Here is a 14,036-nt window from a genome sequence, read left to right on the forward strand (position 1 = left end):
GCCGTCCCGAGCCGACCCGCGTAGCCGGTTCTTCGCCGATCACTCCGACCGGTTTGCATATTTAGATGCGCATATCGCAGTATCAGAATGATACTTGTGAGTCCTCCCAACGCCGACACTCAGGGCATCGTCGCAGGTCTCGAAGCCGCCCCAATCCCAGCATCATTCAGTGCACAGTTGTACTCTCAACTCTGTGACGGAGCAGCTCCCCCAAGCCCAGGCCGAAGTACAGGCGCTCACACGGCTCGCCGGTGACGAGTTCGCCGGGGCGGTCGATGGGATCGCGGCCATCCACCGAGCCCTCTCCGACCGGGTATTCGCGGCGGTGCGGCTGGGCGTCGGTCCCGCGGCGGCGCCGGTGAAGGTCGTGCACGACGCCATCACCGATGGCGTGTACGCCGCCGTCAGCGGCACGGGCTTCGTCGTCGGCGAGGTCGCCGGCGCGGTCCAGCTGCCCGGTGTCACCGCTCCCTCGCGCACCGTGTGGGGTGCGGGCATTCTCGCCGCGATCCAGGGGCTGATCGGTGACGCGCTCGAGGACGAGACCCCGATCCTCTCCTCCCCCATGACCTTTCGCGTCGACGGCATCCCGGTCCCGCCCGAGGAGTTCGCCGCCCACGTCCCGGTGCCGACGACCCGGCTGGTCGTGCTCCTGCACGGACTCGTGGAGACCGAACACTCCTGGCGGCTCGGCAATCGCCCCACCTACGGCGAGCGCCTCGAAGACGATCTCGGCTACACCCCCCTCTTCGTCCGCTTCAATACCGGTCTGCACATCTCCGAGAACGCCGCCCAGCTCAGCGCCCTGCTGACCCGCCTGGTCGACAGCTGGCCGATGCCGGTGCACGAGATCTGCCTGATCGGGCACTCGATGGGCGGACTGGTCATGCGCAGCGCCTGCCATCAGGCCGAGGAGTCGGGCCAGCAGTGGGTGCGATCGGTGCGGCAGGTGGTGTGCCTCGGCTCACCACACCTCGGTGCGCCGCTCGAACAGCTCGTGCACTACGCGTCGGCCGCGCTCGATCTGCTACCCGAGACCCGGCCGCTGAGCACACTGCTGCGCAGGCGCAGCGCGGGCATCCGCGACCTGCGGCAGGGCTCGCTGGTCGACGAGGACTGGCGCGACCTCGACGTGAACACCCTGCGCGCGCGAGCGGTGAAGGAAGTGCCGCTGCTGCCCGGCGTCGATCACTACTTCGTCACCACCACCATCACCCACAGCCCGAAGCATCCGCTCGGCGTGATCATCGGTGACGGCATGGTTCTCACGGGCAGCGGGTCGGGGCGTGGACGGACCCGGCGCCTGGATTTCGACGCGGTCAACAGCCTGCACATCCCCGCGGCGAACCATTTCAGCCTGCTCAATCACGACGCTGTCTACGAAGCGCTGCACGGCTGGTTGACGAGCGCACCCCGCCGCGCGCGTCAGGTGGATACGCTGTGGCCATGACTCTCGACCACGGCGACCCGGGCGACGCACCTGCCATTCCGCTGCCGACCGCTCCCCTGGCCAACGAGGCCCGCCCCTCGCCGGCCGAAGAAGCCAGAACGATCGCAGCGGGCACCAATACCGGCACGCTGGCCAGCCTCACCGCCGACGGCGCGCCCTGGGCGTCGTTCATCACCTACGGATTGCTCGACGGCGCACCGGTGCTGAGCGTGTCGCGCCTGGCCGAACACGGCCGCAACCTGGCCGCCGACCCGCGCGCCAGCATCGCGATCGTCACCCCCGACATCCCGGCCGACCCGCTGGCGGGCACCCGGATCACCCTCGCCGGTTTCGTGGAACGCCCGACCGGCGCCGAGGCGGAAGCGGCCCGCGCGGCCCACCTCGCGGCGATCCCGGCAGCCAAGTACTACATCGACTACAGCGACTTCACGCTGTGGGTGCTGCGCATCGAGCGGGTGCGCTGGGTCGGCGGCTACGGCCGGATGGATTCGGCCTCGGCCGCGGAATACCTCGCCGCGCAGCCGGACCCGATCGTCGCGCACGCCGCGCCCGGTGTCGCGCACCTCAACGCCGACCATGCCGAAGCGCTGCTGGCGATGGCCCAGCAGCTGGGCGGGTTCCCCGACGCCATCGCCGCCACCTGCGAGAAGGCCGACCGCTACGGCCTCGACCTGCGGGTGGAATCACCACGCGGCGTGGCACTCACCCGCGTCGGCTACGCCACACCCCTGTCCGAGATCAGCGAATTGCGCGCGGCGACCGTGGAACTCGCGCGCCGGGCCCGCGCGACGCCCTGATCACGCCTCGTACAGCTCGAGCGGCAGGTCGTCCGGATCGAAGAAGAAGGCCATCTGCTGACCGGTGTGCTCATCGGTGCGCAGTTCCTCGGTCCGGACGCCCCGCGCCCGCAGCTCGTCGAGGGCAGCGGGCACGCTCGCGACCGCCAGGGCCAGGTGCCGCAACCCCGCCGCTTCCGGCCTGCTCGGGCGTGCGGGCGGGTCGGGAAACGAGAACAGTTCGATGCGGACCCCGCCGGGCAACTCGATGTCGAGCTTCCACGAATCGCGATCGGCTCGGTAGTTCTCGTCGAGGACGGCGCCGCCGAGGGTCTCGGTATAGAAACTCTTGGAGCGGGCGTAGTCCGTCGCGATGATCGCGATGTGGTGGATGCCGAGAAATTGCACGCCGCAACGCTAGCGGATGCCCGCTGGCGGAACCCGCACGGACGCGCTAATTTTAGTCTCATAATGAGACCAGCCACAGGAGGCTCGATGACGGATCTCTGGGACCGGTGGCAATCGGGCGGCGAACTGATCGATGTCGCGGTGCGCGGCGTGACGCGGCGGATATTCGTGCGCACCACCGGATCGGGGCCGGTTGTCGTTCTCCTGCACGGCTTTCCGAGCTCCTCGCTCGAATGGTCCGGGATCGAACCGGCACTGGCCGCCGAACGCACGGTGCTCAGTGTCGACTTCCTCGGCTACGGCGCCAGCGAGAAGCCACCCGGACACCGCTACAGCATCTTCGAACAGGCCGACCTCGTCGCCGGGGTCCTCGCCGCGCGTGGCATCGCCCGCGCCCACATCGCCGCCTACGACTACGGCGGGATCGTGCTGAGCGAACTCCTCGCCCGCGGCGCCGCAGCGGGGTTCGAGCCGACCGGCGCGACCTTCCTCAACGGCGGGCTGATCGCCGAACACTATCGACCGCGGCTCGTGCAGCGCGCGGCGCTCGTCCCCGGACTCGGGCGCCTCCTGGCTCGGGCGTACACCGAGTCGGTGTTCGTTCGCAGCTGGGCCGAGGTCTTCTCCGCCGAGCATCCGCTCGATCGCGATCTCGCCGCCACGCACTATCGAGCACTGCGGTCGGGCGACCCGGACGGCGACGTCCATCGCAGGCTGCTCGCCTACATTCCCGAACGCGCCGCCCACCGGGAACGCCTGGAACGGGCGATCTTCGGCACCGAGGCGCCGGTGTCATTCCTGTGGGGCATGCGCGATCCGGTGTCGGGCGCGCACATGGCGACGGCGATCACGGAGCGCTCCCCCAGCGCCGACCTCGTCGAATACCCCGACGCGGGACACTGCCCGCACCTCGAGATCCCACACCGCGTCGCGGCCGATCTGCTCGCGCGCACCTCCTGATCCTTTCCCGTCGACTCAGGTCCAGAGCACCGCGACCAGCACGTTCACGATCGCGAGGCCGCCGGCGGCGTCGGTCATCCAGTCGATCTGCTTGCCCCGCTTCGCGTCACCGCGGCCCATTTCGGCGAACGCGGCCACCGCGACCGCGACAACCAGCTTCACAGCCAGCTTCGTCGTATCCGGATCCTTGTCGAGGGAGTCGATCCCCGACGCCAGCCCGGCCAGGATCACCCCGGTGATCAGCTGGGCGCGCGCGCCCCACACCATCAGCTCGGACACCACCGGACGCGATGCGACGTACCCACCGACCACCGCGGCCATGCCGAGCAGGTGGGTGACAACCACCAGGTTATAAACGAATTCCATGGGTGCGAAGCGTAGTTCAGACGGCAGCGTAGGTCAGACGAAAGCGGCCGGTGCCCGAAGGCACCGGCCGGTTCAGACGAACTAACTCCGTGGGCGGGGTCAGCCCAGCTGCTCGTCCAGCAGATGCGCGTCCTTGCGGATGCCGAAGGCGGTGATGACTTCCATGACACCGATGACGATCAGGAAGATGCCGACAACCCAGACCAGCGTGGCGATCGAGCTGATCGGCCACACGATCAGGACGACACCGGCCAGCGCGCTGATGATGCCGTAGAAGATCTGCCAGCCCCGGCCGGGCACGCCCGACTCCGAGATGGCGGCGAACAGGACGGCGACGCCACGGAACAGCCAGCTGATGCCGATGAACAAGCCGAGCAACACAATCGAGGTGAGGTCGTCGCGGAAGCAGAACACACCGATGATCAGCGACAGCACACCACTGATGAACGACAGCACCCGGAAGCTGGTGCTCGGCAGGTGGGTGAAGGCGGCGATCAGCTGGAAGATGCCGCTGACAACCATGTAGATACCGAACAGAATGCCCGCCACGAGCAGCGACGGACCGGGCCACACCAGCACGATGATGCCGAGGACCACCGCGAGGAGGCCGGTGACCAGAACTGTTTGCCAGGTTTTCTTGGCAAGAGCCGTGAACGGGCTCCCAATCACGGTATTTGTCGTCATGACGAGATGTTATGCCCGCTCGCTCTGGTTTTCCGGAAATTAGCTGGAGCTGTAATCGTGTCGCGATCGCGCGCGGCGCCGTGAGCGGGAGCACAAGCGAGGCGTCACATCGTTGCCCTCGCGAAAGTTTGGTCGGCGACAGTCTCGGGTAGATGAAGAAGGTGTCGGTTGTACTCGTGCTGCAAGCTCGGGGCCTCGGTGAGCTTCTCTCCGCGGTCCCGGCTCTGCGTGCCCTGCGCCGGGCCGAACCACAGAGCCGGATCGTCCTGGCGGCGCCGCATCGGTTGGAGCAGATCGTCGACCTGATCTCCTCGGTCGATGAACTCGTCGCCACCGCTGACCCGGCCGCCCTGATCTGGGATGGACCCGCGCCCCAATTAGCGGTGAACCTGCACGGCCCCGACGGCGCCAGCGCACGAGCACTGGCCGATACCGGGGCCGCGCGGATCATCGGCCATCGCACGCCCGCGCTGCCCAAGCTCGCGGGTCCGCGCTGGGATCCCGACGCGCATGTCGTCGACCGGTGGTGCCGCCTGCTCGAGGGCGAAGGCATCGACGCGGATCGGCGCAACCTCGGATTGGTGCCGCCGGTGGCCTCGATCAGCCGGCGCGATTGCGTCGTCGTCCACATCGGTGCGGGCGCACCCGCTCGCCGGTGGCCGCCCGAGCGGTTCGCCGCGGTAGTGCGCCACCTGCTGGTATTGGGCCGCGATGTGGTGCTCACCGGCGACCCGTTCGAGCACGATATCGCTCGGCAGGTGGCCGCCCAGGCCGGCCTGCCCGACGACCGGGTCCTCGCCGGTCGCCAGAACCTCACCGACCTGGCGGCGACGGTGGCCGAGGCCGCCCTCGTGATCAGCGGCGATACGGGCGTCGCACACCTGGCGACAGCGTTCGGCACTCGCACGGTCCTGCTGTTCGGCCCCACGCCGCCGCGTCGCGGCGGCCCGCCCGCGCATCTGCTGGGCAGGCATGCGGTGCTCTGGGCCGGACAGGTCGGCGATCCGGACGGCCTGAGCACCGACCCCGGTCTGCTGCGGATCGGCGTGCCCGAGGTGATCGCGGCGGTCGATATGCAGCTGGACAAGCAGGCGTGGGCCGAATCCGGCAGGTCGCGTTACCGCCGGGTGGGCTGAGCCGGGTCGGCGTCAGCCGCCTCCCGCAGGGCGGCGGCATGGGCGGCCAGCGCGCTGGGCCAGTACTTGTCGAGGTAGTCGCGCGCGTCGTTGAGGCCGCGGGGGTCGAGCGAGTAGAGGTGCCTGTTCCCGGCGCGGCGCATGCGGACCAGGTGGGCCTCACGCAGGACGCGTAGGTGCTGTGACGCGGCTGAACTGGTGATTCCGGTGGCGGCGGCGAGGTCGGACACCGAGCGGGGACCCTGCGGCAGCAATTCGAAGATCGCGCGCCGGGTGGGGTCGGATAACGCCGTGATCGCACGAACTCCGTTAGCGTCCACTGAATCAGTGTCCCCGGGATGCGGAATTTCGGCAACGATCTTGACCAGGGACATTTCACCCGGTGAGTAACAGGATGTTGGCTATTCGTTAGAGTATCGTTATAGATCAACTGCGGTTATAGCGCTTCGTGATCGCAGCCACATGATTCGCCGCGAAGGTTACGGTTTAGCTACGTTCATAACCATGTTCGTGACCAACCCGTTATCTGCTCGAGTCTCCGACGCCTTCGCAGGTCGTTGGGGAGGCGTGGTCGCGGGTGCGGTGGCTTTGTCCGCACTCGTGGGTACCTCCGTCGCCACTTTCAGTGAGCCCGAGAGCCCTGTTCCCACTACCACGATCGCCGCGGACGCCACCGAGGCCATCAACTCCGGCCAGTCGCCGTACCGCTTCACCGCGTACACCCCCGCCGAGGCCCAGGGCCCGCAGGGCGAGACCCCCGCGTCCGCCCCGATCCCGTGGGAGGAGCACCGCGAAGCAGTCGGCCTGGAACTGCCGCCGCTGCCGTTCATCGCTCCCCCGCCGCCGCCGCGCCCGCAGACCGTTCGCCCGGTCAGCGGCAGGCTGACCTCCTACTACGGCGCCCGCTGGGGCACCGCGCACAACGGCATCGACTTCGGTGACCCGATCGGCGCACCGATCTTCGCCGTCACCGACGGTACCGTGATCGAGGCCGGTCCGGCTTCGGGCTTCGGCCTGTGGGTCCGCGTCCAGCAGGATGACGGCACCATCGGTGTGTTCGGCCATGTGAACGACATCCTGGTTCAGGTCGGTCAGCACGTCAACGCCGGTGACACCATCGCCACCGTCGGTAACCGTGGCAACTCCACCGGCCCCCACCTGCACTACGAGGTGCACGTGCCGGACGGCTCGCTCTACGGCGCCCCGATCGACCCGCACCCGTGGCTCGCCGCGCGTGGCGTCGATGCCGGCGTCGCCCAGGACTGATACCGCTCACCCACTGATCGCCGCCCGGCGCGCGATCAGGAATTCCCGAAGCCGCGCGACCGCGAGCGTCGAGTCATGGTCTCCCGAGACCAGGCCGACCTCGCGGTCGCGTTCGCCATCGATGGGTATCACCGCCAGGTCGGGGTTCACGACCTCGGCGGCAGGCAGGAGCGCGACGCCCTGCCCGAGTGCGACCAGTGCGCGCAGGGTTTCGAACTCGGTGATCTCGAATACCACTCGCGGTGTGAAACCCGCTGCGGCACACCAGCTGTCGAGCAGGGTGCGCAGCTGGTAGCTGGGCGGGTTCGCGATGAACGCCTCGTCGGCCAGTTCGGCGAGGTCGATGCGGGCGCGCCGGGCCAGCGGATGCGTGCGCGACACGTGCAGGTCGATGCGCTGACGGCCGAGATCGACGGTCGGCAGGTCGGACGGGGGCGGGATCATCACCGCGAGGTCGAGCCTGCCCTCGCGCACCTGCTCGGCCAGCGCCTCGCCGTGCGCCTGCACCAGGTGCAGCCGGATCCGCGGCGCGCGGGTGTGGAACTGCGCGAGCAACGACGGAATGCTGACCGGGCCGAGCGTGAGCGGGAACCCGAAGCGCACCAGCCCGCTGTCGGGGTCGGCGTCGGCGCGCACCTGCCGCACCGCGTCGTCGAGAGCGCGCACCAGTCCCCTGGTGCGTGCGTAGAGATCACGCCCCTGCGGGGTGAGGGCGACCCCGCGCCCGACCGGCTGGAACAACGCTACGCCGAGGAGCTGCTCCATCGTTCTGATGCGGCGGCTGAGTGAGGACTGCGGCACACCGAGCCGCTGGGCCGCGCGCGTGAAGTGGCCTTCTTCGGCCGCCGCGTCGAAGGCGGCCAGCAGCGGAGCCAGCGCCTGCGCTCCCGTCTCCGATGAATCATCCATATCCGGATCATATCTTCGGCGATTCCGTGTTGGACGGATCGCTGTTCCGGGCGCGACGATGGCGGTACACAGCTCACGGGAGGTTCGACGATGAACGACACCACACCCACACAGCCCGGCACCGGCAGCGGCGACGACATTCTCGACGCGGTACTCATCGGCGGCGGCATCATGTCGGCCACGCTCGGCGCCCTGCTGAGCACCCTCGCACCCGACTGGTCGATCGCGCTGTTCGAACGGCTCGGCGAACCGGCGGCCGAGAGCAGCCATCCCTGGAACAACGCGGGCACCGGACACTCCGGATTGTGCGAGCTCAATTACATGCCCGACGCGGGCGACGGCGCGAAGGCGGCGGGGATCGCCGATCAGTTCGCGCTCTCGCGCCGGTTCTGGTCGGCCCTCGCCCGCCGTGGTGAGCTCGCGCCCGACACGTTCCTCACCTCGACACCGCATGTCACGGCCGTCTTCGGCGAGCGCGACATCGCCTACCTGCGCCAGCGGTACGCGACACTGCGGAAGCTGCCCGCGTTCGCGGAGATGGAGTACACCGAGGACCGTGCGGTGATCGCCGACTGGGCACCGCTGCTCGTGCGCGGCCGGGCCGACGGCGAGGCGATGGCCGCCACCCGGCACTCCGCGGGCACCGATGTCGACTTCGGGGCGCTGACCAGGTCGTTGTTGTCGTCGATGAGCGCGGCGGGCAACGCGGTCCGGATGCATCGCGAGATCACCGGGCTCACGCGCGGCAAAGACGGTGTGTGGACGGTGCGCGGACGCGATCTCGACAGTGGGCGGCAGTTCCGGGTTCGTGCCCGGTTCGTGTTCGTCGGCGCCGGCGGCTACGCGTTGCGGCTGTTGCAGCGCGCCGGTCTGCCCGAGGTGCGGGGATACGGGGTGTTCCCGCTCGGTGCGCAGTTCCTGCGCACCGACAACCCCGAGGTCGTCGCCGAGCATCACGCCAAGGTCTACAGCCAGGCCGCGCTGGGCGCACCGCCGATGTCGGTACCGCATCTGGATCGTCGCGAGGTCGACGGCGCCGGCGCGCTGCTGTTCGGCCCCTACGCCACCTTCAGCACTCGCCTGTTGCGCCACGGCAAGCTCACCGATCTGTTCACCACGCTGCGCCCGCACAATATCGTTCCGCTAATCGCGGTCGGTCTGCGGAATTTCGATCTGGTCCGCTACCTCGTCACCGAGCTACTGGCCTCACGCCGGCGCAAGTTCGCCCAGCTGCAACGCTTCTACCCCACCGCCGACGCCGCCGATTGGACCCTGGTCCACGCCGGGCAACGCGCCCAACTGGTCAAACCCGATCGCGAGCGCGGCGGCGTCCTCGAATTCGGCACCGAACTGGTCACCGGCGCGGACGGCACCATCGCCGGCCTTCTCGGCGCCTCCCCCGGCGCCTCCATCGCACCGTCGATCATGAGCGACCTGCTCGAGCGCTGCTTCCCCGAACGTCGATACGAGTGGGCCCCACTGCTCGCAGAATTGCTGCCGCCTGCCGGATCGACCACCGAAGTCACCTCGTAGAACACCTCGGACGACCGCATCCGCACCCCAGCCGGGGTGCGGATCGCGCTCACCGCGGGGCGGTGAGGAGTGCGCCGATCAGGCGGTGGCTGCGGGCGGACATCTGGGCGGCGGTTTCGCCGGGGTGGCGCAACCACCACAGGACCAGCGAGGTCACCGCGCCCATCCAGACATCGGTCAGCGCCGACAGGTCGGTGGGGTCGGTGAGCTCGACTGCGCCGATGGCATCGGCGACACCGCGCGCGGCCTGGGCGGCGATCCGGCGGCGGGCGGCGCGGACGGCGTCGGCGGCGGGGCCGTCGTCGGGGTGGGAGCGGTCGAACAGCACGGTCCAGTCGTGCGGCCGCGGTTCCAGCGCGACGAAGATCGCGTCGAGGGTCCGTTCCGCCTTGCTGAGCCCACCGGCCCCGGCGATAGCGGATTCGATCGCGTCGAACAGGACGGTGGCCGCCCGGTCCACGCAGGTGATGTAGAGCCCGTCCTTGGACTGGAAGTAGGTGTAGACCAGCGGCTTGGACACGCCCGCGCGCTGCGCGACGTCGGCGAGGGACAGCCCCGCGTAACCCACACGACCGATTTCGGCGACGGCGGCGTCGAGGATCTGCTGTTCGCGCTCGGGGCGCGGGACACCTTTGGTACCGGCTGTGCTCACCGGTCCATCCAACCATCGACCGCCGTGCCGGTTGACACCCAATTGGTCCCTTTGTAATTTACTATTCAGTAAATTACCTGTTCGCCCCCGCCGTACGCCTCGACAGGAGTCCCCGTGTTCGCCGAAGTCGCACAATCGGTACTGCTCAACCCACCCGCGCTCCCCCGCGTGCTCGCGCGGCTGGTCCGTGGTGAGCAGCACGAGATCGCCGGGAAGACTGTCGTGCTGACAGGCGCCTCGTCGGGCGTCGGCAAAGCCGCGGCACACGCGCTCGGCCGGGAAGGGGCGCGGGTGGTGCTGGTCGCCAGAAATGCCGAGCCGCTCGCCGAGGTGCGCGACGCGGTCCGCGCCGAGGGCGGAGATGCCGAGATGATCACCTGCGACCTCGCCGACGCCGAGCAGACCGACGCGCTGGCGAAGTCCCTGCTCGAGCAGTTCGGGACCGTCGACGTGCTGGTGAACAACGCGGGCCGTTCGATCCGCCGCGGCGCCGCCGACACCACCGACCGGTTCCACGACTACGAACGCACCATGGCGCTGAACTACTTCGGAGCGACCCGGCTCACGATGGGGCTGCTGCCGTCGATGCTCGACGCGGGCACCGGCCACGTCGTCAATGTCGCGACCTGGGGTGTGGCCGCGGGGTCGATGCCGCTGTTCACCGCCTACCACGCGTCGAAGGCGGCGCTCGGCGCGTTCGGACGCAGTCTCGGCGCGGAGACCCGACGCCGTGGCGTGCACGTCACCACCATCGGCTATCCGCTGGTGCGCACCGAGATGATCGCGCCCACCGGCAAGTACGCCGACGCGGCGGCACTGTCGGCCGAGGAAGCCGCCGACTGGATCACCACCGCGATCCGGACCCGCCCGGTCGAGCTGTACCCGACCTACACGCGCGTACTCCAGGCCCTCGCGCTCGTCTCACCCCGCGCGGTCGACGCCGCGATCTGGCGCATGGGAATCTGAGACAACCCCTAGAACCCGAGTAGTCCGACCCGTACCCGGGTATCGGAGCCGAACCGTTCCGCAGCGGGACGTGGTGTGGCGCACCGGATTTCTACCTTCGGTACATGGCGACGATCGACCTCACCCACACGCTGTCCCGCATCACGTCCCCCACCGCGCGCGACGGCACCGACCGCGGCCCCTGGCACGGCCCGCTGCTGGTGAATTCCGCGCTCATGGCCGCACTGGTGGTGGTGTCGATGGTCGGGATGGTGGTCGACGACCGACTGCTGCTCGGCGAGTCGGTGTGGCTCAAACCGGCCAAGTTCGGCCTCGCCTTCGCCCTCTACGGCGTGACCCTGGCCTGGATACTGCGGCTGCCGCATCGCGGACGGCGTGCCACCTGGTGGCTGGGCACTGTCTTCGCGATCACCGGGGTCGCCGATGTGGGATTCATCGCGGTCCAGGCGGCACGCGGGACGTTCAGCCATTTCAACGACTCCACCGACCCGGTCAACGAGATCGGGCAGCAGGTGTTCGCGTCCGGCGTGCCCGGGTTGTTCCTCGCGAATCTCGTCCTGGCGGTGATCATCTCCTGGCAGAAACTGGCCGACCGGCCGACCAGGATCGCGTTGAAGGCCGGGCTGTGGCTGGCGGTGACCGGGATGGCGCTCGGGTATCTGATGGGGTTCACCGGGCCGCAGCTCGTCCGCAAGGCCGACGGCACCGTCGTGGGGTTGATGGCCGGGCACACGGTGCGGCCCGGCGATACAGCACGTGACGCTGCCGCAGGCATGCCGATCACCCACTGGAGCACCATCGGCGGCGACCTGCGCATCCCGCACTTCGTCGGGCTGCACGGCATCCAGGTGCTGCTGCTGATCGCCTTCGCCCTGGTGGCACTCGCGCCTCGTTACCGCTGGTTGCGCACCGAAACGACCCGTGCGGCGCTGCTCGTGGTCGCTGTCCTCGGCTACTTCGGACTGCTCACACTGGTGGTCTGGCAGGCGCTGCGCGGACAGTCGCTCACCAGTCCCGACCTCGCGACAGCCGGTGCCGCCGCGGCCCTCGCGCTGTTCGTCGCCGGGGGTGTCACCGCCGTGTACCTGCGCGCCCGGGAGTCACTGTCGAGCTAGCGCGGTAGTCGCCCTCAGACGCCACTCCGTGTACCCCATCGGCTTATGGTGGGGCACACGGGGTTTCGCATGTTCAGCGGAGTCGTTCCGCTTCCCGCGCCAGCTGCAGCAACGTCGCGCTCAGCGCTGCCAGCTCCGCCGGAGAGGCTCCCTCTCCCACGGCCGTCACCACGTCCTCGGCCGCGCACCGCGCGGCGAACCACCGATCGGCGAGATCGGCGGCCTCCTGCGCGGTCAGCACCACCGCGTCCTCGGGAATCCCGGTCCCCTTGAGGCTGCTCCGGTGCTCATAGGCACGTTGGCGACACGACTGGCGGCAATAGCGGCGACGCCGACCCGACTCCGAATCCACGATCTCCCGCCCGCACCACAGGCAGGACAGCAGGCGACTGCGCGACATGATCGGAAACCCTATCGGCCCGCGACACAATTCGCCGGTTCAGGTCTCGCTGAGCGGGCACCCTCCCGATACCGACCTACCGTCGGCGCCGATTCGGGGGTCGCTCGGCTGATGCGGCCGGGCGACTACAATGGAACAGTTCAGACTTCCCGTGCGTTGAGGTAGTACGAGTTGCGGCACCAGCCGCCGAAATTACAGGAGCACACATGGCAGATCGCGTACTCCGGGGCAGCCGGCTCGGAGCGGTGAGCTACGAGACCGATCGCGACCACGACCTGGCCCCGCGCCGGATCGCCCGCTACCGCACCGACAACGGTGAGGAATTCGACGTCCCGTTCGCCGACGACGCGGAGATCCCGCCCACCTGGCTGTGCCGCAACGGCCAGGAGGGTCAGCTCATGGAGGGCACCTCCGTGGAGACCAAGAAGGTCAAGCCGCCGCGCACCCACTGGGACATGCTGCTGGAACGTCGCAGCAAGGAGGAGCTCGAGGAGCTGCTCAAGGAGCGCCTCGACCTCCTGAAGACCCGTCGCCGCGGGTAACGACAGAAGGTGTGAACGCCGAAGGCCGCCTCCCCTCGGGGAAGGCGGCCTTCGGCGTTGTGTGGCCGTGCTCAGTGGCTGGCGACCTTGCGGTACTGCAGTAGTGCCGCGGGCATCGCGATGGCGAGGATGACCAGCGAGCAGATGATCGCGTAGAGGATGCAGTTCTCCGCGGCCCAGCCTGTCGCCGGGACGAAGGTCGGGGGCGAGTCGTTCTCGAAGAGCTTGCGACCCGCCGCCGACACCGCGGTGATCGGATTCCATTCGGCGATCGCGCGCAGGGGGCCGGGCAGGGTTTCGGCGGAGATGAACGCCGAGGAGATGAACGTCAGCGGGAACAGCCAGATCAGACCCGCACTCTGCGCCACCTCCACCGTCGGGGAGACCAGACCGGTCAGGGCGCCGACCCACGACATCGCGAACGCGAACAGCAAGATGATCGCGAAGGCGATCACGGCGTCGCCGAAGCTGCCGTGGATACGCCAGCCGACGATGTACCCGCAGATCGACATCACACCCAGGCTCACGATATTGACCACCAGGTCGGACAGGGTGCGCCCCATCAGGACCGCCAGCCGCGACATCGGCAGCGTCCGCATCCGGTCGATGATGCCCTTCTGCAGGTCACCGGCCAGGCCGACGGTGGTGAACGCGGCATTGAACGCCACGGTCTGGGTGAAGATGCCTGCCAGCAGGAACTCCCGGTACTGGTCGCCGCCGAGCGAGGCACCGAAGATGTAGGCGAACAGGAACACGAACATCAGCGGCTGGATGGTGGCGGTGACCAGCAGCGTCGGCACCCGCAGGATGGTCAGCAGGTTGCGGTAGGCCACGATCGCGCTGTCGCGCACGAACCGGGCCTTCGGTTCCATC

At 68.8% G+C, this 14,036-nt stretch carries 17 protein-coding genes; 9 read left to right on the top strand and 8 right to left on the bottom strand.

The features are described 5' to 3' along the window. Positions 1 to 193: 193 nt before the first annotated feature. Both ACFULV_RS08725 and ACFULV_RS08730 read left to right on the top strand, forming a co-directional pair. Positions 194 to 1,450 carry a lipase family alpha/beta hydrolase gene (locus ACFULV_RS08725; RefSeq protein ID WP_378654696.1) on the top strand — a complete coding sequence of 419 codons (1,257 nt, stop codon included), beginning with the start codon at positions 194 to 196 and terminating at the stop codon, positions 1,448 to 1,450. Then, positions 1,447 to 2,247 carry a HugZ family protein gene (locus tag ACFULV_RS08730; protein WP_378627585.1) on the top strand — a complete coding sequence of 267 codons (801 nt, stop codon included), beginning with the start codon at positions 1,447 to 1,449 and terminating at the stop codon, positions 2,245 to 2,247. The genes ACFULV_RS08725 and ACFULV_RS08730 overlap by 4 nt, the downstream gene beginning before the upstream one ends. Here ACFULV_RS08730 and ACFULV_RS08735 read toward each other — a convergent pair whose 3' ends face one another. Beyond that, entirely contained in the window at positions 2,248 to 2,634 is a 387-nt protein-coding gene (locus ACFULV_RS08735) for a VOC family protein (protein ID WP_378654698.1), read from the bottom strand. 87 nt (positions 2,635 to 2,721) lie between these two features. On the opposite strand from ACFULV_RS08735, the gene ACFULV_RS08740 reads away from it, so the two are divergent. Continuing rightward, positions 2,722 to 3,594, top strand: coding sequence for an alpha/beta fold hydrolase (locus ACFULV_RS08740; RefSeq protein ID WP_378654701.1), 873 nt, complete (start codon positions 2,722 to 2,724; stop codon positions 3,592 to 3,594). 15 nt (positions 3,595 to 3,609) lie between these two features. Here the strand turns inward: ACFULV_RS08740 and ACFULV_RS08745 are convergent, their stop codons facing one another. Next, positions 3,610 to 3,960, bottom strand: coding sequence for a hypothetical protein (locus ACFULV_RS08745; protein ID WP_378627580.1), 351 nt, complete (start codon positions 3,958 to 3,960; stop codon positions 3,610 to 3,612). A gap of 99 nt (positions 3,961 to 4,059) precedes the next feature. Next, a complete protein-coding gene (locus ACFULV_RS08750) occupies positions 4,060 to 4,644 on the bottom strand; it encodes an HdeD family acid-resistance protein (RefSeq protein ID WP_378627579.1) in 585 nt (194 codons plus the stop codon). Between the two features lie 161 nt (positions 4,645 to 4,805). Here ACFULV_RS08750 and ACFULV_RS08755 point away from each other — a divergent pair, with 161 nt between their 5' ends. Beyond that, on the top strand, positions 4,806 to 5,780 hold the full coding sequence (locus tag ACFULV_RS08755) for a glycosyltransferase family 9 protein (protein WP_378654906.1): 975 nt from the start codon (positions 4,806 to 4,808) through the stop codon (positions 5,778 to 5,780). Here the strand turns inward: ACFULV_RS08755 and ACFULV_RS08760 are convergent. Beyond that, positions 5,762 to 6,100, bottom strand: coding sequence for an ArsR/SmtB family transcription factor (locus tag ACFULV_RS08760; protein WP_378654704.1), 339 nt, complete (start codon positions 6,098 to 6,100; stop codon positions 5,762 to 5,764). The two genes, ACFULV_RS08755 and ACFULV_RS08760, sit on opposite strands and share 19 nt — an antisense overlap. Positions 6,101 to 6,284: 184 nt before the next feature. Between ACFULV_RS08760 and ACFULV_RS08765 the strand changes: the two genes are divergently transcribed. Then, a complete protein-coding gene (locus ACFULV_RS08765) occupies positions 6,285 to 7,046 on the top strand; it encodes a M23 family metallopeptidase (protein WP_378627575.1) in 762 nt (253 codons plus the stop codon). 6 nt (positions 7,047 to 7,052) lie between these two features. Here the strand turns inward: ACFULV_RS08765 and ACFULV_RS08770 are convergent, their stop codons facing one another. After that, entirely contained in the window at positions 7,053 to 7,955 is a 903-nt protein-coding gene (locus ACFULV_RS08770) for a LysR family transcriptional regulator (RefSeq protein WP_378627573.1), read from the bottom strand. A 90-nt stretch (positions 7,956 to 8,045) separates the two neighbouring features. On the opposite strand from ACFULV_RS08770, the gene mqo reads away from it, so the two are divergent. After that, positions 8,046 to 9,488: a malate dehydrogenase (quinone) gene (mqo, locus tag ACFULV_RS08775; protein WP_378654707.1), complete on the top strand. Its 1,443-nt coding sequence runs from the start codon at positions 8,046 to 8,048 to the stop codon at positions 9,486 to 9,488. A 49-nt stretch (positions 9,489 to 9,537) separates the two neighbouring features. On the opposite strand, the gene ACFULV_RS08780 is transcribed toward mqo, so the two are convergent. After that, a complete protein-coding gene (locus ACFULV_RS08780; protein ID WP_378627570.1) occupies positions 9,538 to 10,140 on the bottom strand; it encodes a TetR/AcrR family transcriptional regulator in 603 nt (200 codons plus the stop codon). Positions 10,141 to 10,254: 114 nt separating this feature from the next. Here ACFULV_RS08780 and ACFULV_RS08785 point away from each other — a divergent pair, with 114 nt between their 5' ends. Then, on the top strand, positions 10,255 to 11,106 hold the full coding sequence (locus tag ACFULV_RS08785; RefSeq protein ID WP_378654710.1) for an SDR family oxidoreductase: 852 nt from the start codon (positions 10,255 to 10,257) through the stop codon (positions 11,104 to 11,106). A gap of 104 nt (positions 11,107 to 11,210) precedes the next feature. After that, positions 11,211 to 12,221, top strand: a complete 1,011-nt coding sequence (locus tag ACFULV_RS08790; RefSeq protein WP_378654712.1) for a hypothetical protein — start codon at positions 11,211 to 11,213, stop codon at positions 12,219 to 12,221. A gap of 73 nt (positions 12,222 to 12,294) precedes the next feature. On the opposite strand, the gene ACFULV_RS08795 is transcribed toward ACFULV_RS08790, so the two are convergent. Next, entirely contained in the window at positions 12,295 to 12,621 is a 327-nt protein-coding gene (locus ACFULV_RS08795; protein WP_378654714.1) for a hypothetical protein, read from the bottom strand. Between the two features lie 206 nt (positions 12,622 to 12,827). Here ACFULV_RS08795 and ACFULV_RS08800 point away from each other — a divergent pair, with 206 nt between their 5' ends. Further along, a complete protein-coding gene (locus ACFULV_RS08800) occupies positions 12,828 to 13,163 on the top strand; it encodes an RNA polymerase-binding protein RbpA (RefSeq protein WP_067453486.1) in 336 nt (111 codons plus the stop codon). 71 nt (positions 13,164 to 13,234) lie between these two features. On the opposite strand, the gene ACFULV_RS08805 is transcribed toward ACFULV_RS08800, so the two are convergent. Then, a complete protein-coding gene (locus ACFULV_RS08805; RefSeq protein WP_358110415.1) occupies positions 13,235 to 14,035 on the bottom strand; it encodes an ABC transporter permease in 801 nt (266 codons plus the stop codon). Between the last annotated feature and the right edge of the window lies 1 nt (position 14,036).

Origin of the sequence: Nocardia sp. NPDC057272 (assembly GCF_042668615.1) — a bacterium.
Classification (GTDB): Bacteria; Actinomycetota; Actinomycetes; order Mycobacteriales; family Mycobacteriaceae; genus Nocardia.

Excerpts from the sequence above, each read along its gene's own strand:
- ACFULV_RS08805 (WP_358110415.1), bottom strand. The coding sequence starts at position 14,035 with ATGGAACCGAAGGCCCGGTTCGTGCGCGACAGCGCGATCGTGGCCTAC.
- ACFULV_RS08770 (WP_378627573.1), bottom strand. The coding sequence starts at position 7,955 with ATGGATGATTCATCGGAGACGGGAGCGCAGGCGCTGGCTCCGCTGCTG.
- ACFULV_RS08795 (WP_378654714.1), bottom strand. The coding sequence starts at position 12,621 with ATGTCGCGCAGTCGCCTGCTGTCCTGCCTGTGGTGCGGGCGGGAGATC.
- ACFULV_RS08765 (WP_378627575.1), top strand. The coding sequence starts at position 6,285 with ATGTTCGTGACCAACCCGTTATCTGCTCGAGTCTCCGACGCCTTCGCA.
- ACFULV_RS08730 (WP_378627585.1), top strand. The coding sequence starts at position 1,447 with ATGACTCTCGACCACGGCGACCCGGGCGACGCACCTGCCATTCCGCTG.
- ACFULV_RS08745 (WP_378627580.1), bottom strand. The coding sequence starts at position 3,960 with ATGGAATTCGTTTATAACCTGGTGGTTGTCACCCACCTGCTCGGCATG.
- ACFULV_RS08750 (WP_378627579.1), bottom strand. The coding sequence starts at position 4,644 with ATGACGACAAATACCGTGATTGGGAGCCCGTTCACGGCTCTTGCCAAG.
- ACFULV_RS08740 (WP_378654701.1), top strand. The coding sequence starts at position 2,722 with ATGACGGATCTCTGGGACCGGTGGCAATCGGGCGGCGAACTGATCGAT.
- ACFULV_RS08800 (WP_067453486.1), top strand. The coding sequence starts at position 12,828 with ATGGCAGATCGCGTACTCCGGGGCAGCCGGCTCGGAGCGGTGAGCTAC.
- mqo (WP_378654707.1), top strand. The coding sequence starts at position 8,046 with ATGAACGACACCACACCCACACAGCCCGGCACCGGCAGCGGCGACGAC.
- ACFULV_RS08790 (WP_378654712.1), top strand. The coding sequence starts at position 11,211 with ATGGCGACGATCGACCTCACCCACACGCTGTCCCGCATCACGTCCCCC.